This is a genomic window from Bradyrhizobium sp. SZCCT0231 (assembly GCF_018130245.1).
Taxonomy (GTDB): domain Bacteria; phylum Pseudomonadota; class Alphaproteobacteria; order Rhizobiales; family Xanthobacteraceae; genus Bradyrhizobium; species Bradyrhizobium japonicum_F.
The window spans coordinates 451270-470999 of the sequence record NZ_JAFCKP010000002.1 but is presented as its reverse complement, the minus strand read 5'-3'; the positions used below and the strand labels follow the sequence as shown (position 1 = coordinate 470999).

The following is a 19730-nucleotide window of genomic DNA, read 5'->3' as shown; positions in this document are numbered from 1 at the left end:
TGACGGCGGAGAGAATCTCCGCCTCAACTGCACAATTTCTGCTTCTGCAAGATACGACGCACCTCAGGCATCTTGGCACGGCACGGCTCGGCTGCCATGGCCTTCGCCTCGCTGGTTCGTCCCTGCGCCCACAGCAACACCGCCATCAAGCCCTGCGCCCCGGAGCGCGCCGGCCCGCCCGCCACATCCGAAGCTGCGAGCGACATGGCGGTTCGCGCTTCCGTTTCGGCAGCACCGAGGTTCGCTCGTTCCAGGAAGAAGACCGCACGGTACACATGAGCCCGCGCGTCTTTCGGGTAGCGGGTGACGAGATCGAACGACCGGCTGACCATCTCGTCAGCCTTCGCCGGCACTTCCGACGCGCGGATATAGTGCACGGCATCCGCCATGTAAGACGAATAGTGAGCGGCGGCGAAGCCGGCGCAGATCAGAGATCCGAGGGATCCTGCAAGCAACGTCATGCTCGCGCTCCGCGGCAGGCTGTCATAGGACCAGAAGGCGAGCCACGGCGTGATCGCAAGCGCGGCGCCGGCCACCGCACCGCCTGCATGGGCATAATAGTTGACATTGCCCGAAGCTCCAAAGGCAAGCGGCAGCAGTGCGGGAACACCGAAGAAGAGCGACGTCTTCAGTCTCGATATGGTTTGCTCGGCGTCCGCTTCAGGATCGAAGCTCGCGACGAACAGCGCGGCGATGAGCCCGGTAATCGCGCCGGACGCACCGACGCCCACCGTACCGGGGCCGTTGCCGAGCAGCGAGCCGACCTCCCCGGCCAGTGCACTGGCAACGAAGATCAGCGCAAACCAGCCACGGCCGATCAGAGACTCCAGCCTGACGCCGACGATGAACAGCGCGACGCAGTTGCTTACGAGGTGCCACCCGCTGCCATGCAGAAGCGGCGCAAGGCCGATCCGCCACCACTCTCCCCTTCCAACCACGAGATCGTAGCCGGACGCGCCCTGAGCGATCAGCGAGCGGACATCGAGGGCACCGTCCCGCGCAATGTCGATGGCCAGACTGCGTTGCAGAGCGAAGATCAGGAGCAGGCCGAAAATCAGGCCAATGGTGAGGAAAGGAATATCGGCCAGAAGCTTGTTGTCGGCAAAAAGCGTCCCCTCACCGGACAAGGGCTGATCCCGGTCGCGCATGACCGCTGGGGCGATCGGCGCGGCGACGGGTTGAAACGATGCTCTTGGAGCTGGCGCTACGGTGCCGCGCCGGCCAAAAGTGTTGGTCGCCATGAAAGCATTCTCGCGTTTTCACAGCCTTGAGTTGACGCGAGAGGTATGTTCGACTGGTTAGCACCAAGCTTGCGGGGCGGCTGAAATCATCCCGATTGCTGACCGCCCGGTTTCGCGGATCGAGCGCATTTTAGCGATCAAGAGGCGAGCGCTTACGCCTTCAACTCCACCGTCTTGAACTCGGCCGGCAGGATCACCTCGAGCAGTTCGACGTCGTCCGAATAGTCCAGGATCATGTGCTTGATCTTCGGCGGCTGGGTCCAGGCGCTGCCTTGCTTCATCAAGGTCTCGCCCTGCCCGTCCATATAGGTCTTCACCCAGCCCTTGAGCACGTAGACCATCTGGAATTCGACGTCGTGATAATGGAGCTTGGAAACCTCGGCCGGATTGCAGGGGCCTTGCAGGCGGATCACATGCGCCTGCGCCAGGCCATGGGTCGCATCGGCGATGCCGAGGTCGCGGTACTTGGCGTAGGCGCGCAGGCCGTCGGCCTTGAAGTCTTCCTCGCGGTGATGGCTGATGGCGATGCGCTGCTTCGGCCGCACGGGCTTCTTCGGAGCGACGGTGCGCGCCTTCGCCTTCACTGCCTTTCGTGCCGAGGATCGCGCCGCTGCCTTGGCCCCGCTCCGCTTCTTCACTGCGGTCTTCATTGCGGGTCTTAATGCCTTTTGCTTGGCCATTGTCTGCCTCCCTGATTTGAGCCGCACCCGTCGCACGGGTATGACCCGAAGGGCAGCTTATCCAGTCCTGGGCGAGGCAGCAATTGCGGAGCTTGGGCCAGTCACGCGATCACCCGATCGGTCGTAGCTTGTCCCAAGCTGTCGTGGCGAGCGGCCATCGTCTCGTCTTCGCTCTCTCACTGAATTAATCTCGCCAGGAGATCTGGGGGAATTGATTCATGAGCAACAGCGTCGGCCAGCGTGCATTTCAGAATGCCCGGCTTCAGAAACGGCAAAAGGCCGACGTGCTGCCATTGCTCGGGCAAGCGCTCGAGTTGCACAAGAAGGGGCGCCTCTCCGAGGCCAAGGCTGGCTATCGCCAACTCCTGCAGATCGCGCCCAACCAATTCATCGCGCTGCATATGCTCGGCGTTCTGGAGTCTGATGCCAGGAACTATCAGCAGGCCGAAATCCTGCTGAGTCGAGCGGCTGCCGTGGATCCGCGATCTGCCGAAGCTCACATGAGCCTGGGCGTCGCGCTGAACGGGCTAAAACGTCACGATGAGGCCCGCGAGAGCTATCGAAAAGCCCTTGCCTTGCGACCCAACTACGCCCTGGCCCTGTCCAATCTCGGTAACGCGAGCGCGGCCCTTGATCTGCACCTGGAAGCGCTCGAGAGCTACGATCGGGCGCTCGCAATCGACGGAAACCTGGCCGAAGCCCACAACGGCCGGGGGTCTGCGCTCTGCCGTCTGCGCAACTATGACGAGGCTCTCGCAAGCCTGAACCGCGCGCTCTCGATCAAGCCTGACCATGCCGCGGCGCTGGCGAACCGCGCCGTTGCACTACGGGAGCTGCAGCGATTTGACGAAGCCATGGCGGATTGCAATCGGGCAATCGCGCTGGCACCCGACGACGTGAATGGGTGGCTCTGGCGCGCCAATGTCCTGCTCCAGACCCAGCAGATTGCCCAAGCATTGCCCGATTGCGAGAGGGCCCTCGCGATCGCGCCCGATTCCGATCAAGCACACTTGGTGCTGGGCCTTTGTCTCGCCGGACTTGGCCGGGTCGACGAAGCCCTCGCCAGTTTCGATAGAGCCCTCGACATCCGGCCTGACCTCCAGAGCGCGATCTCCAGCAAGATATTCACGCTCGATTTTGTAGCTGACGCCAGCGTTGAACGGCATCAGCAGGCGCGTCGCGTGTGGTGGGAGCGGATCGGGACGAAAATCGCTTCCGAAGTGGCGGCACCGCATGACAACAGCCGCGATCCGGATCGCCGTCTGGTGATTGGCTATGTCTCGTCGGACTTCAACGCGCATTCGGCCGCTTTCATTTTCAAGCCGGTCCTGCAACACCATGACCGGACCCAGTTCGAAATCGTGTGCTACTCGTGTTCGTCGAAAGTGGACGGGACGACAAACGAATTCCAAGGGATCGCCGATCGCTGGCGTGACGCCTCGCAATGGACCGACGATCGCCTCGCCGCCGAGATCCGCGCCGATGGCGTCGATATCCTGATTGATCTGTCCGGCCACACCAAAGGAAACCGCCTCGGCGTATTTGCGCGCAAGCCGGCCCCGATCCAGGCCCATGGCTGGGGTCACGGCACCGGCACCGGGCTGCCGACGATCGATTATCTGTTCTCGGACCCGGTCGCGATTCCTGTCGCGGTTCGGCAGCTGTTTGCGGAGGCCGTCGTCGACCTGCCGTGCTTCGTGACGCTGACGCCTCTACCGGCCGGAATTGCGCGGGCGGAGGCGCCGGCTCTCTCGAATGGCTTCGTCACGTTCGGTGTCTTCAACCGCATCAGCAAGATCTCGGACCAGGCCGCGGCAGTCTGGTCCAGGATCCTCGAACGGGTGCCGGGCTCGCGACTGCTGATCAAGGATGTTGCGCTGGACGATCAACTGGTCCGCGACAAGCTGCTGGCGCGATTTGCGGCTTGCCGATTGCCGGCCGAACGCGTCGATCTGCTCGGAGCCACCTTGCGGGACGAGCATCTGGCATCGTTCAATCGTATCGATATTGCACTCGACCCGTTCCCACAGAACGGCGGCGTCAGCACATGGGAGGCCCTGCAGATGGGCGTGCCCGTGGTGGCGAAGCTCGGGAACAGCCTGCCCAGCCGTGCCGCCGGCGCCATCCTCACCGCGCTTGGCCTGCCGGACTGGGTCGCCGATAGCGAGGAGGCATATGTCGAGATCGCAGCTGCCCGCGCGGCGCGGATCAGCGACCTCGATCAATTGCGCCGCGAATTGCCCGGACAGATCGGCGCTGCGGCCGCCGGCAACCCTGTCTCATATGCGCGAGCGGTGGACGACGCTTATCGCGCGATGTGGACACGCTATTGCAGCGGCGGCGTCTGATCTCTGCTCAATGCAGCCGAAACACGCCATCGACGGCGCGCAGCTCGGCCGGCTTGATCAGCTTGGAATGCGCCACGGTGACCGAATGGAGGGGGCCATCGAGCTTCTCCTGCCAGAACGCCAGGAAATCCGTGAGCGCCGGAAATTTCGGAAACATGTCGTAGTTCTGCCAGACGTAGGTCTGAAGCAGCGAGGGATGATCCGGCATCCGGTACAGAATTTGTGCCGTCGTCAGCCCGTAGCCCAGCATCTGTTTCCGGAAGTCCTCGGAAACGCCCCCAACGCGCAGTCCCATGCCAACCTCCTTTGCAGGAGCGCCTTCAGGGGGCGGCTTTCCGGTACGCTGCTTACGAGCCACCCGGTGGAGATGCGCTCACATGAGAGAAATGTGACGCAAACTGACAACCCATCTCAAGCCCAAAAGTTTAACAAGCTGTTGAAATTCAATGCGTTAGCAGCAGACACGGCTCCGTGCTAATACGGCCTCCCACGGGCCTCGAAGAGGCCTCCAAGGCTGGTTAACGATGGAAAAGAGATTCCGGCAGTCCCCGCTTTCGGGTACCGATTTTTCTGCTAGAAGCCCTTGCCCCCGCAAAATTCCTGTCCTATTTCAACCTCGCCCGTGCTAGCACTCGCGGGCATCGATTGCTAACAATCCAAAATCATCAACTCGTGCAAATGCTTAGGAGGACTGCATGAAATTCCGTCCGCTTCACGACCGCGTCGTGGTCAAGCGCATCGACGCAGAAGAGAAGACCGCTGGCGGCATCATCATTCCCGACACTGCCAAGGAAAAGCCCTCCCAGGGCGAAGTCGTCGCCGTCGGCCCGGGTGGCCGCGACGAGGCCGGCAAGCTGATCCCGATCGACCTCAAGGTCGGCGACCGCGTGCTGTTCGGCAAGTGGTCCGGCACCGAGGTCAAGATCGACGGCGTCGATCTCTTGATCATGAAGGAAAGCGACATCATGGGCGTCCTCGACGTCCCCGCTTCCAAGAAGAAGGCGGCCTAAGAGCCCCTCTCTCCCTCCCGTCAAACACCTCAAGGAAAATTCCAGATGGCAGCCAAAGAAGTCAAATTCTCGGTTGAAGCGCGCGACAAGATGCTGCGCGGCGTCGACGTTCTCGCCAACGCGGTGAAGGTCACGCTCGGTCCGAAGGGCCGCAACGTCGTGCTCGACAAGTCGTTCGGCGCTCCCCGCATCACCAAGGACGGCGTCACCGTCGCCAAGGAGATCGAGCTCGAGGACAAGTTCGAGAACATGGGCGCCCAGATGGTGCGCGAAGTCGCCTCCAAGTCCGCTGACGCGGCCGGCGACGGCACCACCACCGCCACCGTGCTCGCCCAGGCGATCGTGAAGGAAGGCGCGAAGTCCGTTGCCGCCGGCATGAACCCGATGGACCTCAAGCGCGGTATCGACCTCGCGGTCGAGGCCGTCGTTGCAGACCTGCAGAAGAACTCCAAGAAGGTCACCTCGAACGAGGAGATCGCCCAGGTCGGCACCATCTCGGCCAACGGCGACCAGGAGATCGGCAAATTCCTCTCCGACGCCATGAAGAAGGTCGGCAACGAGGGTGTCATCACCGTCGAGGAAGCCAAGTCGCTCGAGACCGAGCTCGACGTCGTCGAAGGCATGCAGTTCGACCGCGGCTACATCTCGCCCTACTTCGTCACCAACGCCGACAAGATGCGCGTTGAGATGGACGACGCCTACATCCTCATCAACGAGAAGAAGCTCTCCTCGCTGAACGAGCTGCTGCCGCTGCTCGAGGCCGTGGTGCAGACCGGCAAGCCGCTGGTCATCGTCGCCGAGGACGTCGAAGGCGAAGCCCTCGCGACCCTCGTCGTGAACCGCCTGCGCGGCGGCCTGAAGGTCGCGGCCGTCAAGGCTCCGGGCTTCGGCGATCGCCGCAAGGCCATGCTGCAGGACATCGCGATCCTGACCGGCGGCCAGGCGATTTCGGAAGATCTCGGCATCAAGCTCGAGAACGTCACGCTCAACATGCTCGGTCGCGCCAAGAAGGTGATGATCGACAAGGAGAACACCACGATCGTCAACGGCGCCGGCAAGAAGGCCGACATCGAGGCGCGCGTGGCCCAGATCAAGGCGCAGATCGAGGAGACCACCTCGGACTACGACCGTGAGAAGCTCCAGGAGCGTCTCGCCAAGCTCGCGGGCGGCGTCGCGGTGATCCGCGTCGGCGGCGCGACCGAGGTCGAGGTGAAGGAGCGCAAGGATCGCGTTGATGACGCGATGCATGCGACCCGCGCGGCCGTGGAAGAAGGCATCGTCCCGGGCGGCGGCGTCGCCCTGCTCCGTGCCTCCGAGCAGCTCAAGGGCCTGCGCACCAAGAACGACGACCAGAAGACCGGCGTCGAGATCGTGCGCAAGGCGCTGTCGGCTCCCGCTCGCCAGATCGCGATCAACGCCGGTGAAGACGGCTCGGTGATCGTTGGCAAGATCCTGGAGAACAAGGCCTACAATTACGGCTTCGACTCCCAGACCGGCGAATATGCCGACCTCGTCAAGAAGGGCATCATCGACCCGACCAAGGTGGTCCGCACCGCGATCCAGAACGCAGCCTCGGTGGCCGCGCTCCTGATCACCACGGAAGCCATGGTCGCCGAGCTGCCCAAGAAGGGCGGCGCCGGCCCGGCGATGCCCCCCGGCGGCGGCATGGGCGGCATGGACTTCTGAGGTCCAACCACCTCGAGAACTACGAAACCCCGGCAGTGATGCCGGGGTTTTTGTTTTTGAATGACACACGTAAACGTTGTATTTGGTCATTCCGGGGCGCGACGAAGTCGCGAGCCCGGAATCCATTTCACAGCGCGCTCATGGCCTATTACGTCTATCTCCTCGCCAGCAAAAAATACGGCACGCTCTATCTCGGCGTAACGAACGACATCGTGCGGCGCATCCACGAGCATAAAGCCAAGGTCGTTGCCGGGTTCAGCAAACGGTATTCCGTCGACAGGCTTGTCTGGTTCGAGATCTATGACGATCCTATCACCGCGATCACCCGCGAGAAGGAATTGAAGAAGTGGCGGCGAGAGTGGAAAGTGCGGCTCATTGAGGAGAAGAATCCTCAGTGGATCGACCTGTACCCGCAAATTGTAAGCTGAACATGCGGATCAATGGATTCCGGGCTCGCGCTTTGCGCGCCCCGGAATGACAGGGGGAGGAAGACGGGCGCCCTACTCCACCTTCCCCAATCGCTCGAAACGCGGCTCGCCCTCTTCGTCGAGCGACCAGAAGATCCGCGTCACCTTGCCGACCAGATTGTCCATCGGCACGAAGCCGAACGTCGACAGCATGCGGCTGTCGGTGGAGTTGTCGCGGTTGTCGCCGAGCACGAAGAAGTGGCCCGGCGGCACCGTGAAGACGTTGGTGTTGTCGAGGTAGCCGTTGTCGACGCAGTCGTAGGTCACATAGGACGCGCCGCTCGGCAGCGTCTCGCGCCAGCGCTTGACCCTGGTGTCGTCAGCCCCGCAGGCGGAGTCGGAAAACACCTCCTTCAACGCCACGCGCGTCACCGGGCGGTCGTTGAGGAAGAGCTGCCCTCCCCGCATCTGGACGCGGTCGCCGGGCAGGCCGACCACGCGCTTGACGTAATCGACCGAAGTGTCCTTCGGCGTGCGAAACACGACGATGTCGCCGTATTCGGGGGCGGCGGCAAGGAAGCGGCTCGAGATCAAGGACGGCGCGTAGGGGAAGGAATAGCGGCCATAGCCATAGGCATATTTGGCGGCGAGGACGTAGTCGCCGACCACCAGCGCCGGCGTCATCGACCCGGACGGGATGTTGAACGGCTGGTACAGGAAGAAGCGAACCAGGAACGGCGGCGACCACAGTACCGGGATCAGGAGGATGAGGACGACGATCGCCTTCCAGTCGCTGGGTCGCGCCGAGGGTCGGATGGTTTGCTGAAGAACAGTCATGCGCCTTCCCTGATAGGACCCGTAGTCGTGCCGAGATTACGCAACCTGTGAGCGCGTGCAATCCCCAGCGAACTTGCGAATTGGTCGCGCGCCGCGCGGATCGCGTTCACCGCAGGGCAACGGCGATGCAGATGTGAAGGGCCGCCCGTGGGCGGCCCTTCTGTTCATGCGCTCTCGGGCGCCTTCAGGCGCACGAGCCGGGTCAGGAGGGCGTCGAGGCCCTGGCCGTCGCCGGCATGGAGGTCGATGCGGCCGACCTTCTCGACCAGCCGCTCCAGCGACTCCAGCTCCTTGAGCCGCAGCAGCAGGGGGTTCTCCTCCATCAGGCGGGCGGTGTTCAGGAGCGAACGCGTCGCCGCGGTCTCCTCCTGCCGGCGGATCAGGTTCGCCTTCGCGACCCGCTCCGCCTCCACCACCTTGTTCACCAGCTCCCGGATCTCGCCGGGCAGGATCACGTCCTTGACGCCGAGCTCGGTCACTTCGACGCCGGACTCCGCAACGCGTGCGCGCACATAGTCGCGCAGCTCCGCATCCAGCGCCGCCTTCGCAGACAGCACCTCGTCCAGCGTCCGGCCCGCGACCGCCTCGCGGATCGCGAACTGCACCAGGCGGTACAGCCACGCATCCACGTCGGGCACCGTCGCAACCGTGCGCTCGGGATCGACGATCCTGCGGAACGCCGTCAGCGTCACCCGCAGCGCGATGCGATCCTTGGTCAGCATCTCCTGCGCGGTGATCTCGACCGCCTGGGGCCGCAGGTCGAGGCGCTTCACCTCGATCTTGCGGCCGACGGTCCAGAAGGCGTGCCGGCCGGGCGCGAGCCGCTCCACGAGCCGGCCCTCGACATAGAGCAGGCCCGCCTCGTGGTTCTCGACCACCGTCTCCGACGTCACGGCCGAACGGTTGCGCTCGATCATGGCCAGATGTCGCGCGCTGACCTTGGGATCAGCGGACACATCGATGCGCTCGACATCGATGCGGGTCGCGACCTTCCAGTAGACGCGCACCTGCCAGGGCGTCATCAGATGCACGGGCCGGCCGTCGAGGCTGACGATGGCGATCTCGTCCGCCCTGGTCTCGACCGCCTCGAACAGCTCGGCGGCAAGATCGGGCCGCGCGGCCTTCAGCACCGCGTAGCGCTCCGCAGAAAATTCGCTGCGGACCACATCGAGCACCTCGGCCTTCAGCTCGTGCAGGGGATCGAACAGCCGGTGCTTGCCGGGCGCGAGCACGCGCACGAGCTGCCCGTTGCGCGTCAGCAACGCACGCTCGCCATCCTTCACCGTCACGTTCAGCATCAGCAAATGCCAGCCCTTGTTCAAAGTCATGGCACGCCTCCATCATGTTGCCTCCGGCCGAGCACGGCCGGATAGCGGGTTGCACTTGCAAAGGACGTGAGGACGCGGACGACGCTTCCCATGACATCGGCGGGCCGGGGCTTGAGCTTGCGTGACGACGGGCGCACGCGCGCGATCGCGCGACGCCTGTCGCGCGGCCGTGCGGAGCCACCCGGCATCAGCGCAAGCGGTATCTACCCGCGGCGCAAAGCCGGTCTCACAGTGTCTAGGTTCGGACGGAAAGCCTTGCGGCAAAACGGCCGGACTGCGACTGAAGCGCGCGTCCGGTCCCCTTCAGAGGTATCAGCTTTTCAGGCTGAAACGGAGCGCTGGAGCGGGATTCGAACCCGCGACCCGATGATTAACGTCACCTGCTCTACCCAACTGAGCTATCCTTCGTGGAGCAAGAGACCGGAATCGAACCGATGCCTTCGGGTGTTCAACCCGACGCTCTCCATGAGCTACATCCTGCGTTTCTCTTCATTCGGCGGAACACGAAACCGGAGACCGGCCCGCGCCAGTCGGGATCTCAGAGAGCCCGAACCCATGGCCTAGCGAAGGACGGCGCTAATAGACCAGGCACGTTCGGGTTGCAAGAGGCAGGTTCAAGATTTTTCGTCGCACCTTGCGCGCCGTGGCGCGATCGTCACACCGAGACATCGCCTCAACTGCGCGACATCTCCTGGAAACACGCCCTCACCCAGTCGATGGTCACACGCGTTGCGGCGTCGCGCTTGAGATGGTTTTGCACGAGCAGCCATACGTCGCGCCGTTTCGGCAGCAGCGTGGGGCGCAGGCGGCGATCGCCGAGCAGGTCCGCGCAAACATACTCCGGCAACACACCGGCGGCCTGATGCCCGCGGATCAGATTACGAATGACACGAACGTTGTCGGTGACGCAGCGCGCGCGGGCCTTCTTCGTGCGCAGGAATTGCATCTCGGGAATGGTCCCGAGCTCGTCCGGATAGGCGCACAGCATCGGCTCGCCCTCGGTCGCAACCGGCTCGAAATAGTAGATCCGGATATCGCCGAGCCTCGAGATCGCGAAGTCGCCCTTGTCGGGTTTGCGCAGGCGGATGGCGAGATCGGCCTCCCAGCGCGAGAATTTGACGTTCTCGCTCGAGGTGAGGAATTGCAGCGTCAGGCCGGGATTGGTACGCAGGAAGTTGCTCGCGCGCGGCGACAGCACCTCCTCGGCGACCGTGTTGGTGGAGGCGATGCGCAGGCGCCCCACCGGACCTTCCAGGCTCTCACTGAGCCGACCGATCTCGGCGGCATGTGCGGCCATCGCCTCGACATGCGCCAGCACCGCCTCGCAACTCCTCGTCGGCCTACGGACGCCGTCAGCGGCCTCGAACAAACGCAAACCGAGCGCACGCTCGATGCGCGACAGCCTGCGCCCGACCGTCGTCTCGTCGATGCGCAGCCGTGCGCTCGCGCCCGCGTAGGTGCCCTCGTCCCTGACGGCAGCGATGATGCGCAGATCGTCCCAGTTCATTGCGCGAGGCTATACCGGCGCGGAGCAGCCTGCAATATCGCAGCCACCCACTGCAATATCCCTGCATATCGGCAGCCCTGCCCGGAGCTATGCTTGCTCGGCCTCTTGCCCCGGAGATTCCCAAGACCATGACGACCGCAAAGACCCTGCTGCAACTCGCCGGCGCCGATCTCAACCCGCCGCGTCTTGCCGACGCCGCGCTGGTGCTGATCGATATCCAGAACGAATATCTCGAAGGTCCGCTCGCCTTGCCCGAAGCAGGACCTGCGATCGCGCGGGCGGCGGCGCTCCTGGCGCGGGCTCGCGAGAGCGGAGCCGCGATCTTCCATATCGCCCATCGCGGCAAGGCCGGCAGCCTGTTCGATCGCGGCACTGAGCGCGGCGCCATCGTCGCCGAGCTGAGCCCCCGTGCCGGCGAGCTGGTGATCGAGAAGGAGTTGCCGAATGCGTTCGCCGGCACTGACTTGCGGGCGCGCCTCGCCGCAACCGACAGAAAGAACATCGTACTGGCCGGCTTCATGACGCACATGTGCGTCAGCTCCACAGCGCGAGCCGCGCTCGACCTCGGTTTTCGCACGACGATCGACGCCGACGCCTGCGCCACGCGCGACCTGCCGGACGGCCGCGGCGGCACGCTGGACGCCCGGACCATCCACGAGGTTGCGCTCGCCGAGCTGTCCGACCGCTTCGCCATCATCGCGCGCGGCGATGCACTGAAATGACGGAGAGGCGCGATGCTGCGCCCCCTCATCGGACGAGGGAGGCCGTGCACCTCAAGCTGTCCTCGCGCCCTTCCCGCCGGCGTCGGCCGCACGCCGCCGGCGCCGTGCAGGTGACCTTGCCCCTGTGGGCCTCGAGGCCACCGCGCCACTCTCTTGCCTGCGGCTGGCGCGCGCAGCCCGCGCACCAGCCGTATTCTCACGATGCAGGAGCTTGCGAAGCGTAGAGGGATCGGCATACCCGACCCTCTCCGCGATCTCTTCGAAGCCAAGCCGTGTCGTCTCCAGCAGCTCCATCGCCTTGTCCACGCGCAACTTCTGGACAAACCTCACCGGCGAGAGCCCGGTGGCGCGCTCGCACCGGCGCGCAAATGTGCGCGCCCCCAGTCCCACGGCCTTCGCGAGCTCGGAGATCGAAAAGCTCCGATGCAGTCGCGCGCGGGCCCAGCGCTCGGCGCGAGAAACCCGTTCGTCTGCAGCAGCAAGAAAGGATAGCGCCATGTAGCGGGACTGCGACTGCCGCTGGTCCAGCAACAGAAACCGTGCGCAGCTGTCCGCGAGGTCGGGTCCGGCATGGCGCGCAATGATCGAGAGCATGAGGTCCAGCTGGGCCATCGCCGCGCCGGCGGTTGTTACGCGCCCGTCGGTCAGCACCATTGATTCCGCGTCGAGCACCACCTTTGGAAACAGATTCCGGAACAGCGGTGCGAGCCACCAGGTCGTGGTCGCGCGGCGGGCATCGAGCAGCCCGGCGCTGGCGACCAGAAATACGGCTGAACAGGAGCTGGCGATTTCGGCGCCGGATCGATAGGCCACTCGCAGAGCCTTCCTGGCCGCTTCGGCGTCCCGCCGCTGCAATCCGTCACGAACGCGTTGCTCATCGATCCAGGCCAGTCCGGGGACGATCACCACGTCCGCAGGTCTGCCGGCGACACGCTTCGCGGAAAACCTTGCGAGCCTCGCAGCCCATCTTGCCCCGGAGCCGGAAATTCTGACGTCGAAGCAAGGTGGTCGTCCGGCCTTTGCACGAATGCCGTTGGCTACCCCGATCAATTCGAACGTGACGGCGACGCTGGCCGCCGAGGCACCTTCCAGGACGAGAACGTCGACGAGCGGCATGGCAAAATAGACCCGATTAATGTCATTTTTGACACTTGTCGGAGTAAAAGCCCGGGACATACCGTTTGTCCAATCTTTTCCGGAGGACAACATGAGCGATGTGCTGCTGAAGCCTGACGACCTGTCCGATTTCAACCAGCGGGTCCTCACTTTGGAAGGGACGACAAAGCCGGTCTACGTTGCAGGAGACGGACCGGCCGTCGTCGTCATGACCGAGATGCCGGGCATCAGCCCCCACGTCGCGCGTTTCGCGCGCTGGGTTCGCGATGCGGGCTTCCGGGTCTACATGCCTTCGCTGTTTGGCAGGGATGGCGATGTTCCCGACGCGGAGACCGCGGCCGGCGTTTTCCGGCGCGCGTGCGTCAGCGCCGAATTCCGCGCGCTTGGCGGCGGATCGTCGAGCCCCGTGTCGAACTGGTTGCGCGCGCTCGCCAGGCTCGCACATGACGAAAGCGGAGGGCCGGGCGTCGGCGCGATCGGTATGTGCTTTACGGGCAATTTCGCGCTCAACATGATGCTGGATCCGGTGCTGCTGGCTCCCGTCGTGTCCCAACCGTCGCTCCCGCTGGACAATCCCGGCGGCATCGAGAGTTCCGTTGACGAACTGGCGCAAATCCGTTCAAGGCTGGAGCGAGAAGATCTGACGGTCCTTGCCTACCGGTTCGCGGGGGATTCGTTCTGCCGGGCCGAACGGTTTGCCGCCTACCAGGCTGCGCTCGGCGACCGCTTCATCGGCCGCGTTCTGCCCGACACGGCCGCGAATACCGGACCCAAACCGCCGTTCTTCGAGCAGTTCGTCAAGACACCCCACAGTGTCGTCACGGTCCATCTCGTCGATGAGATAGGGCAGCCAACGCTTGCTGCCCGGGACGAGATTCTCGCATTCTTCCACAAGCGCCTGAAACCCGCCGTGAATCGACATGGCTCTTGACCCCGGACCGACGCCCGAGGACCGCGCAGCGACCGTCTCAATCCATTTCGGATCGACGGCGGTCTACCCGGGCCATGCCGGAAGCAGAAAGGGGGAGCCCGATGCGACGCGCGCTGCGCCTCACTCCACCCGCGCCAGCACCGCGAGCTTGCGAATGCCCTTGTTGCGGTAGGCGTCCAGGAATGCGTAATAATCCCTAAACGACACGCAGCCGTTGGAATCGCCGTTCGGCCCGAGCATGAAGGTGTGCGCAAGCAGGCCGTCGCGGCCGTGGATCGCGCTCTCGCCGCCGATCGGGGTCAGGCGCAGCGCCGGCACGCCGTGGAACAGCGCCTCGCGCGGCTTCAGCGTGTAGATGTGCGGCGGCGTCACGCCGCGCATGCGGATTTTCGAGGAGCGCGGATCGTCGAGATTGGAGCCGAGGCCCGAATGCGCCTCGAGCCTGGTGCCGTCGGGCAGATACACCGCCTTGGCGGTGATGTCGTAGACCGCGGTGTCGCGCTCATAGGGCGGCGCGCCGCCGAGCATCGGGTTCTGCTCCTTCGGCGCGATGGACGCGGTCACGCTGGCATCGGCCGAGGCGTAGGCGAGCAGCGCGCCGGACGGCTCGCGTTTGCCCCAGAGCTTTTCGACCATCGACTGGCGCGGAGCGGTGATCGACATCACCGCGGCCTTGGCGCGATCGGCGAAAGACTTCGGCTTTGCCTCGGGCGCCGGTACGATCTCGGCCGGGTCGGCCGAGGCGAGCTGCATCTGACCCTCGGGCGCACGCTTGGCCTTGTCCGCAGCCTTGTCAGCGGTTTTGGCCGCCGGCTTCAGCGCGTCCGCGACCTTCGCGATCACGCTCTGCTTCGGGGCGTCCTTCGAGGTCTCCTTTGCGGCGGCAACCTGGGTTGCGGGCGCGGCGCTCGCCGCATTCGATGGCACGCCCTGCGTGGCAGCAGCGGCAAAGCGCTCGTTGAACATCTCGCGGGAGATCGGAGCTGCGACCTGGAGCCGGTCGGGCAGCAGCGCAAAGGTCTCGTTGATGGCCTCGCTGGCCTCGCGCAGCACCACCCTGGGCGCACGCTTGATCACGGGCTCGTCGTAGCCAATGCTGCCGACGGTCGGATAGACGCTCGCGCCGAAGATGTTGCAGTGGATGGTCCAGCCGGCGCCCATCACGGCGCAGCCGATCGCCGCGGCGCCGAGCCAATTGGTCGTGGTCATTTTCCGGGAAGATTTCCGCGAAGATTTCTTTGAGAAATTCTTGGACTTCCGTGCCGCGTTACTCTGCGCAGCGATACTCGTACTCATTCGCCTTGCGTCCAGGACGGTGTCACTCAGTCCCCCTTCGAAGCGCCGCTGGTCACGATCCGGGAACAGCATCTCGCAGAGGGTCGGAGCGTCATTAAGGCGACTTTTAGTTAAATGCGGATTAAGTTCGGGCGTATGTGGGGCAACTCGTTAACGCTGTCCCGTTTTGAGAAAAAAGTCCGCAGAACTACGGACTTAGTCGCGTTTGTTAACTATAATTCTCGGCCGGTTCGGCACGCTCTGCGGACGTCTCCGGCCACATCCATGACGCACTCAACAACGTCATTTTCGTGGTCCTCAACTGCCCCGAACGTAACGCGCAAGCGTTGCGCGAGGCTGGTGGACTGCTCGTCCTCCGGCCGCGCGGCAACAGCGCATGCGCATCACACGCCGCGCGGCCTCACGCGGCACGGCGCCGTGACTGAAAGTTGATCGCGTCTGTTCTGGACATCGCCGCCACGAGAAAATAGCTGCCAGCTCGGCACTTTTCAGCAGCCTCTGCGCATGATACGGTACCGTATCATCCCGCCTTGAACTGTGCCGAGCACGCAAACGGAGGCTGGCATGAGAGGGATCGCGCGCGCAGGGTTTTTCGCCCTGGCAGGGTCGTTTCTGTTGATTGGATCTGCGACTGCACAGCCTGCGGCCAATGCGGGCTGCACGGCGTCACCGTCGGCTGCCGGGACGCAGACCTGGCGCTGCGGCAACGGCATCACCATCGTTGCGGAAAATGGCGCCAAATTTGAACTTAAGGACGCCAACCGCGACGGACATATAGACTCCGTGGAGTTGAGCAGCAAAGCCCTGCTGGTCGAGGTGCCCAGGAAGCCGCGGGGCAATCCCTTCAAGGTGCTGACGCCGCAAGCGATTGCCGCCGTGCGCGGCACGAAATGGGCGGTCGATGTCGCTGACGCCAAGACCTCCGTGTTCGTCGCCGACGGCCGGGTCGGCGTGACCCGCAGGGCTCCGGGACGCGGTGTCGTGCTTGGACCCGGCGAAGGCGTCGACGTCGAGCCAACCGGCCCGTTGACCGTCAAGACATGGGGCCAGCCGCGCGTCGACGCGCTCATGGCAAGACTGGGTCAATAAGGCTCCGACAATTGAGACCCGCGCAGCAAGGCCCGGGCGACAAAGAAGATTGCAGTACGTAATGACCAGACGCGTTCAGATCCTGGTGGCACTCGTCCTCACCGCGCTGTGGGGCGCGGGCATCTACGCCGCGCACGCCAACGGTCATCTGCGCTTTCTCGACCGCCTCGAAGCCACGCTGACGGACTGGCGGACGCAGGTCCGCGGCGTGCAGCGTCCGCCGGATCTCGTCACCATCGTCGCGATCGACGACACCGTGGTGAAGCGCGGCGGCAGCTATCCGCTGCCGCGCGCCGATCTCGCCCGCGTCGTCGACATGATCGTGCAGTTCAAGCCGAAGGTCGTCGCGATCGATCTCCTGCTCGTCGACCGCAGCGCTGCGATCGGCGATGCCACGCTGGCCAACACCCTCGCCACCGGTCCCATGGTGCTCGCCGCCGCGGCGATTTTCCCCTCCGCCAGCGAAACCGTGGCACCCAGCAGCGAAGGTCCCCTCGCCGTTCTGCCGCAGGCCGAACGCTTCCTGCAGCCGTTGCCCGCATTCGCCGAACACGCCGAGGTCGGCGTCGTCAACGTCGCGACAGGACAATCGGGCTCACCGCTCTCGGTGCCGATGCTGTTCCGGACGCACGACAAGGTCGAGCTGTCGTTCCCCTTGCGCGTCGCGGCCCGCGCGCTCGATAAGCCGCTGACGGTCGCGCCGGACCGTCTCATGCTCGGCGATCGCGCGGTGCCGACCGACGGCGATTTGGCATTGCCGATCACCTATTACGGCCCGCGCCGCACGATCCGCACCGTCAGCGCACAGAGCATCTTCGACGGCACGCTCGATCGCGCGGCGATCGAGAACCGGATCGTCGTGATCGGCGCCTCGGTCGCCGGCGGCGGCGACTTCTATCCGACGCCGTTCGATTCGCTGATGCCCGGCGTCGAGGTGGTCTCGACCGCGATCACGCATCTCGTCGCCGGCGACGCCATCGTGCGCGACCGCAGGGTCCGTATTGCCGACGCACTCACTGCGATCCTGCTGCCGATGCTGCTGGTCGGCCTGCTCGCCTGGCGGCGTAGCGCGCTCGGCATCATGGCGGCGGCCGCGGTGATGATCGCCTGGGCCGGGCTCAATTTGTTCGCGTTCACGCATGGCGTCTGGCTCAACGCCGCGACCACCCTCGCCGCCGCAGTGCCGCCGGTTGCGGTCTTTGCCGGCGTGCAGCTGTGGGCGGGAGGCCGCCGCACGCAATATTTCGCCGCCAAGAGCAGGTCGCTTGCGCAATTCCAGGCTCCGGCGGTGCAGGAATGGCTGGCGCGGGATCCGAACTTCCTGTCAAAGCCCGTCCGGCAGGATGCAGCCGTGGTCTTTGTCGATCTCTCCGGCTTCACCGGTCTGAGCGAGCGGATTGATCCGGACGAACTCAGGGATCTTCTGAAGGCGTTTCATGCACTGATCGACAAAGCCGCGATCGATTGCGGCGGCATGATCACCGGCTTTCTCGGCGACGGCGCCATGATCCTGTTCGGGTTGCCGCGCGCGATGCCCGACGACGCGGCGCGCGCGCTGAAATGCGCGATCGATCTGCATCGCGGCCTCGCACGCTGGATCGCCTCGCTGCCGCCGGCGATCGCGGGTCAGCTCGGCTTCAAGATCGGCGCGCATTGCGGCCCAATCGTCGCCTCCCGGCTCGGCGAAAGCCATCAGCACATCACGGCGACGGGCGACACCGTCAACGTCGCAAGCCGGCTGATGGAGATTGCGACCCAGAACGATGCGCGGCTCGCGTTGAGCGATACGCTGCTGGATGCGGCCGACTTCCAGGGCGCGCCCGACGGCGTTCTGACGGGTCCGTTGCCCGCAAAGGTCCGCGGGCGCTCCGGTGTCGTGACCGTCTGGTTCTGGCGCGACCATGATGGGCCGGACCAAGATGCTGCCAAGGCCGAGATGATGGACTGAGTAGCCATTGCTATCGGCCCAACACTCCGCCGTCGTCCCCGCCTTTCGCGGGGACGACGGCGGAGTGTGAGGCCGGCTACCGCGCTTCCGGCGGCGGCGAGCGGTCCAGCACCTCGCCCTTGGCGCCTTCCAGCAGATCGATGCCGTAGGTCTCGACCACGAGCGGGCCGCGCTTGCGCTGCAATTGCGCAATCTGCGTCACCTGCGCAAACAGAGCATCGAGGGCGGGATGGCCGTCTGCGCGCAACTCGTCGACATAGAGCAGCTTGCCGGCGAGCAGCTTGGAATCTGGCTCGGGCATGTTGACCCAGCGGATGCGCTGGGTTTGCTGGGCGACGCAGGTGCCGCGCGGCAGATAGAATGCGAGCCAGCTCGTGGTGCCGTAGTCCTGTGCGAGCACACAAGCCGCACCACTGCGCACGCGCACCGCTTCGATTCCCACGGCGAGCTCGCGCCAGCCGACACCGACGCTGCGCACGGTGGCATCGCGACGATAGCCCGACAGCCAGCCGGTATTGGCCTGAACGATCAACGCTGCAAACATCACGATGCCGACGGGCGCGGCCCAGCGCAGGCAGAAGTCGACGAGGCGCCGCTGGCGCGGCTTCCACTGCGCTAGGTTGGCAGCGGCGGCCGCGGCGACGACGAAGGGCGGATAGACCGGCGCGAACCAGTTGGCTTCGACGCGGGCATGCAGCGAATGCCAGACGAAATAGGCGACGATGGTCCAGAACATCGTCTCGATCAGCACGCGCGAGGCCAGGGCGCCGGCGCGCTGCCAGGTCAGCGCGTGCAGGCCCATCGCGCCGAGGATGAAGACCAGCGGCGTTGCGAACGCGATCTGGGTCGGGATCAGCTCGGCGATGAAGACGGGGCGGAAGTCCTCGATCTTGGCGCGGCCGAGCTGCTTTGCGAACGAGACCCATTGATGGTCCGCATTCCAAAGGATCACCGGCGAGAACAGCGCCAGGGCAACGAGGCCGCCGAGATAGGGCCAGGGCGAGAGAAACCAGCGCCTGAGTTTCGGTACGGACGCAAGCCAGATCAGGATCGCCGGCCCGAAGAACATCGCGGTGTATTTCGACAGCAGCGCCGCGCCGACCGCCACCCCGACCGCAAGCCACCAGGCGCCGCGGCCGGTCTCCAGCACCTTGGCGAGGAAGAACAGCACGAAGCTGGAGGCGACCAGCAGCGGCGCATCGGGCGTGACGATCAGCGTGCCGACGGAGGCCAGCAGTGTCACGTTGAGCAGGATGGCGCTGGTCGCAGCCACGCGCGCGCCCCCGAACAGGATTGCGGCTGAGCGATAGACCGCATAGCTCATCGGCAGTGCGAGCAGGATCGAGACGAGGCGGACGCCGAGCTCGGTGTCCCCGGCGATCAAGGTGCCGGCGCGGATCACATAGGCGACCATTGGCGGGTGGTCGTAATAGCCCCCGGCGAGGTTCTTCGACCACATCCAGTAATAGGCTTCGTCGAAGGTGATCGGCGTGAAGGCGGCCGCGACGAGCCGCAGCGCCACCAGCGCGAGGATCGCCAGCGCGGTATTGCGGACGATCCGCGCGTCAGCTCCGCCCATTGTGA

17 protein-coding genes and 2 tRNA genes are annotated in these 19730 nt (G+C 64.8%); 8 read left to right on the top strand and 11 right to left on the bottom strand.

All coding sequences use genetic code 11. From position 1 onward, the window contains the following. Positions 1-23: 23 nt before the first annotated feature. Both JQ566_RS09630 and JQ566_RS09625 read right to left on the bottom strand, forming a co-directional pair. On the bottom strand, positions 24-1241 hold the full coding sequence (locus tag JQ566_RS09630; protein WP_249139338.1) for a rhomboid family intramembrane serine protease: 1218 nt from the start codon (positions 1239-1241) through the stop codon (positions 24-26). Positions 1242-1393: 152 nt separating this feature from the next. Then, complete coding sequence (locus tag JQ566_RS09625; protein WP_212371993.1) at positions 1394-1921, bottom strand: cupin domain-containing protein; 528 nt, start codon at positions 1919-1921, stop codon at positions 1394-1396. Positions 1922-2139: 218 nt separating this feature from the next. Between JQ566_RS09625 and JQ566_RS09620 the strand changes: the two genes are divergently transcribed. Next, entirely contained in the window at positions 2140-4269 is a 2130-nt protein-coding gene (locus JQ566_RS09620; RefSeq protein WP_212371992.1) for an O-linked N-acetylglucosamine transferase, SPINDLY family protein, read from the top strand. Positions 4270-4276: 7 nt separating this feature from the next. Here the strand turns inward: JQ566_RS09620 and JQ566_RS09615 are convergent, their stop codons facing one another. Continuing rightward, entirely contained in the window at positions 4277-4564 is a 288-nt protein-coding gene (locus JQ566_RS09615; protein WP_027560138.1) for an usg protein, read from the bottom strand. A 400-nt stretch (positions 4565-4964) separates the two neighbouring features. Here JQ566_RS09615 and JQ566_RS09610 point away from each other — a divergent pair, with 400 nt between their 5' ends. The 3 genes from JQ566_RS09610 (at position 4965) to JQ566_RS09600 (ending at position 7393) form a co-directional block, all read left to right on the top strand. Further along, positions 4965-5279, top strand: coding sequence for a co-chaperone GroES (locus JQ566_RS09610; RefSeq protein ID WP_014494241.1), 315 nt, complete (start codon positions 4965-4967; stop codon positions 5277-5279). Between the two features lie 45 nt (positions 5280-5324). Further along, complete coding sequence (gene groL / locus JQ566_RS09605; protein WP_130369319.1) at positions 5325-6965, top strand: chaperonin GroEL; 1641 nt, start codon at positions 5325-5327, stop codon at positions 6963-6965. A 140-nt stretch (positions 6966-7105) separates the two neighbouring features. Continuing rightward, positions 7106-7393 carry a GIY-YIG nuclease family protein gene (locus JQ566_RS09600; protein WP_212371991.1) on the top strand — a complete coding sequence of 96 codons (288 nt, stop codon included), beginning with the start codon at positions 7106-7108 and terminating at the stop codon, positions 7391-7393. A gap of 72 nt (positions 7394-7465) precedes the next feature. Here JQ566_RS09600 and lepB read toward each other — a convergent pair whose 3' ends face one another. The 5 genes from lepB to JQ566_RS09575 form a co-directional block, all read right to left on the bottom strand. After that, positions 7466-8209: a signal peptidase I gene (gene lepB / locus JQ566_RS09595; RefSeq protein WP_212371990.1), complete on the bottom strand. Its 744-nt coding sequence runs from the start codon at positions 8207-8209 to the stop codon at positions 7466-7468. A gap of 164 nt (positions 8210-8373) precedes the next feature. Further along, positions 8374-9537, bottom strand: a complete 1164-nt coding sequence (locus tag JQ566_RS09590) for a slipin family protein (RefSeq protein WP_212371989.1) — start codon at positions 9535-9537, stop codon at positions 8374-8376. Positions 9538-9876: 339 nt separating this feature from the next. Further along, a tRNA-OTHER gene (locus JQ566_RS09585) sits at positions 9877-9941 on the bottom strand. A 4-nt stretch (positions 9942-9945) separates the two neighbouring features. Beyond that, a tRNA-Phe gene (locus tag JQ566_RS09580) sits at positions 9946-10018 on the bottom strand. A gap of 192 nt (positions 10019-10210) precedes the next feature. Further along, complete coding sequence (locus JQ566_RS09575; RefSeq protein WP_212371988.1) at positions 10211-11044, bottom strand: LysR family transcriptional regulator; 834 nt, start codon at positions 11042-11044, stop codon at positions 10211-10213. A 128-nt stretch (positions 11045-11172) separates the two neighbouring features. Here JQ566_RS09575 and JQ566_RS09570 point away from each other — a divergent pair, with 128 nt between their 5' ends. After that, complete coding sequence (locus JQ566_RS09570) at positions 11173-11766, top strand: cysteine hydrolase family protein (protein ID WP_212371987.1); 594 nt, start codon at positions 11173-11175, stop codon at positions 11764-11766. 51 nt (positions 11767-11817) lie between these two features. Here the strand turns inward: JQ566_RS09570 and JQ566_RS09565 are convergent, their stop codons facing one another. Further along, positions 11818-12942 (bottom strand): GlxA family transcriptional regulator, encoded by a 1125-nt coding sequence (locus JQ566_RS09565; protein ID WP_212371986.1) that lies wholly within the window; start codon positions 12940-12942, stop codon positions 11818-11820. A gap of 31 nt (positions 12943-12973) precedes the next feature. Here JQ566_RS09565 and JQ566_RS09560 point away from each other — a divergent pair, with 31 nt between their 5' ends. Beyond that, positions 12974-13813 (top strand): dienelactone hydrolase family protein, encoded by an 840-nt coding sequence (locus tag JQ566_RS09560; RefSeq protein ID WP_212371985.1) that lies wholly within the window; start codon positions 12974-12976, stop codon positions 13811-13813. Positions 13814-13933: 120 nt separating this feature from the next. On the opposite strand, the gene JQ566_RS09555 is transcribed toward JQ566_RS09560, so the two are convergent. Beyond that, positions 13934-15022 (bottom strand): DUF2778 domain-containing protein, encoded by a 1089-nt coding sequence (locus JQ566_RS09555; RefSeq protein ID WP_212371984.1) that lies wholly within the window; start codon positions 15020-15022, stop codon positions 13934-13936. A 651-nt stretch (positions 15023-15673) separates the two neighbouring features. On the opposite strand from JQ566_RS09555, the gene JQ566_RS09550 reads away from it, so the two are divergent. Continuing rightward, positions 15674-16198, top strand: coding sequence for a FecR domain-containing protein (locus JQ566_RS09550; protein ID WP_212371983.1), 525 nt, complete (start codon positions 15674-15676; stop codon positions 16196-16198). Between the two features lie 61 nt (positions 16199-16259). Then, positions 16260-18146, top strand: coding sequence for a CHASE2 domain-containing protein (locus JQ566_RS09545; protein WP_212371982.1), 1887 nt, complete (start codon positions 16260-16262; stop codon positions 18144-18146). A 76-nt stretch (positions 18147-18222) separates the two neighbouring features. Here the strand turns inward: JQ566_RS09545 and JQ566_RS09540 are convergent, their stop codons facing one another. After that, the gene (locus JQ566_RS09540; protein WP_212371981.1) at positions 18223-19725 is read right to left on the bottom strand and encodes a glycosyltransferase family 39 protein; all 1503 of its coding nucleotides are present in this window, start codon (positions 19723-19725) and stop codon (positions 18223-18225) included. Between the last annotated feature and the right edge of the window lie 5 nt (positions 19726-19730).

Coding starts and splice junctions, on each gene's coding strand:
- lepB (WP_212371990.1), bottom strand. CDS start 8,209: ATGACTGTTCTTCAGCAAACCATCCGACCCTCGGCGCGACCCAGCGAC.
- JQ566_RS09600 (WP_212371991.1), top strand. CDS start 7,106: ATGGCCTATTACGTCTATCTCCTCGCCAGCAAAAAATACGGCACGCTC.
- JQ566_RS09620 (WP_212371992.1), top strand. CDS start 2,140: ATGAGCAACAGCGTCGGCCAGCGTGCATTTCAGAATGCCCGGCTTCAG.
- JQ566_RS09610 (WP_014494241.1), top strand. CDS start 4,965: ATGAAATTCCGTCCGCTTCACGACCGCGTCGTGGTCAAGCGCATCGAC.
- JQ566_RS09560 (WP_212371985.1), top strand. CDS start 12,974: ATGAGCGATGTGCTGCTGAAGCCTGACGACCTGTCCGATTTCAACCAG.
- JQ566_RS09575 (WP_212371988.1), bottom strand. CDS start 11,044: ATGAACTGGGACGATCTGCGCATCATCGCTGCCGTCAGGGACGAGGGC.
- JQ566_RS09630 (WP_249139338.1), bottom strand. CDS start 1,241: ATGGCGACCAACACTTTTGGCCGGCGCGGCACCGTAGCGCCAGCTCCA.
- JQ566_RS09590 (WP_212371989.1), bottom strand. CDS start 9,537: ATGACTTTGAACAAGGGCTGGCATTTGCTGATGCTGAACGTGACGGTG.
- JQ566_RS09550 (WP_212371983.1), top strand. CDS start 15,674: ATGAGAGGGATCGCGCGCGCAGGGTTTTTCGCCCTGGCAGGGTCGTTT.
- JQ566_RS09570 (WP_212371987.1), top strand. CDS start 11,173: ATGACGACCGCAAAGACCCTGCTGCAACTCGCCGGCGCCGATCTCAAC.
- JQ566_RS09565 (WP_212371986.1), bottom strand. CDS start 12,942: ATGTCCCGGGCTTTTACTCCGACAAGTGTCAAAAATGACATTAATCGG.
- JQ566_RS09545 (WP_212371982.1), top strand. CDS start 16,260: ATGACCAGACGCGTTCAGATCCTGGTGGCACTCGTCCTCACCGCGCTG.
- JQ566_RS09540 (WP_212371981.1), bottom strand. CDS start 19,725: ATGGGCGGAGCTGACGCGCGGATCGTCCGCAATACCGCGCTGGCGATC.
- JQ566_RS09625 (WP_212371993.1), bottom strand. CDS start 1,921: ATGGCCAAGCAAAAGGCATTAAGACCCGCAATGAAGACCGCAGTGAAG.
- groL (WP_130369319.1), top strand. CDS start 5,325: ATGGCAGCCAAAGAAGTCAAATTCTCGGTTGAAGCGCGCGACAAGATG.
- JQ566_RS09555 (WP_212371984.1), bottom strand. CDS start 15,022: ATGACCACGACCAATTGGCTCGGCGCCGCGGCGATCGGCTGCGCCGTG.
- JQ566_RS09615 (WP_027560138.1), bottom strand. CDS start 4,564: ATGGGACTGCGCGTTGGGGGCGTTTCCGAGGACTTCCGGAAACAGATG.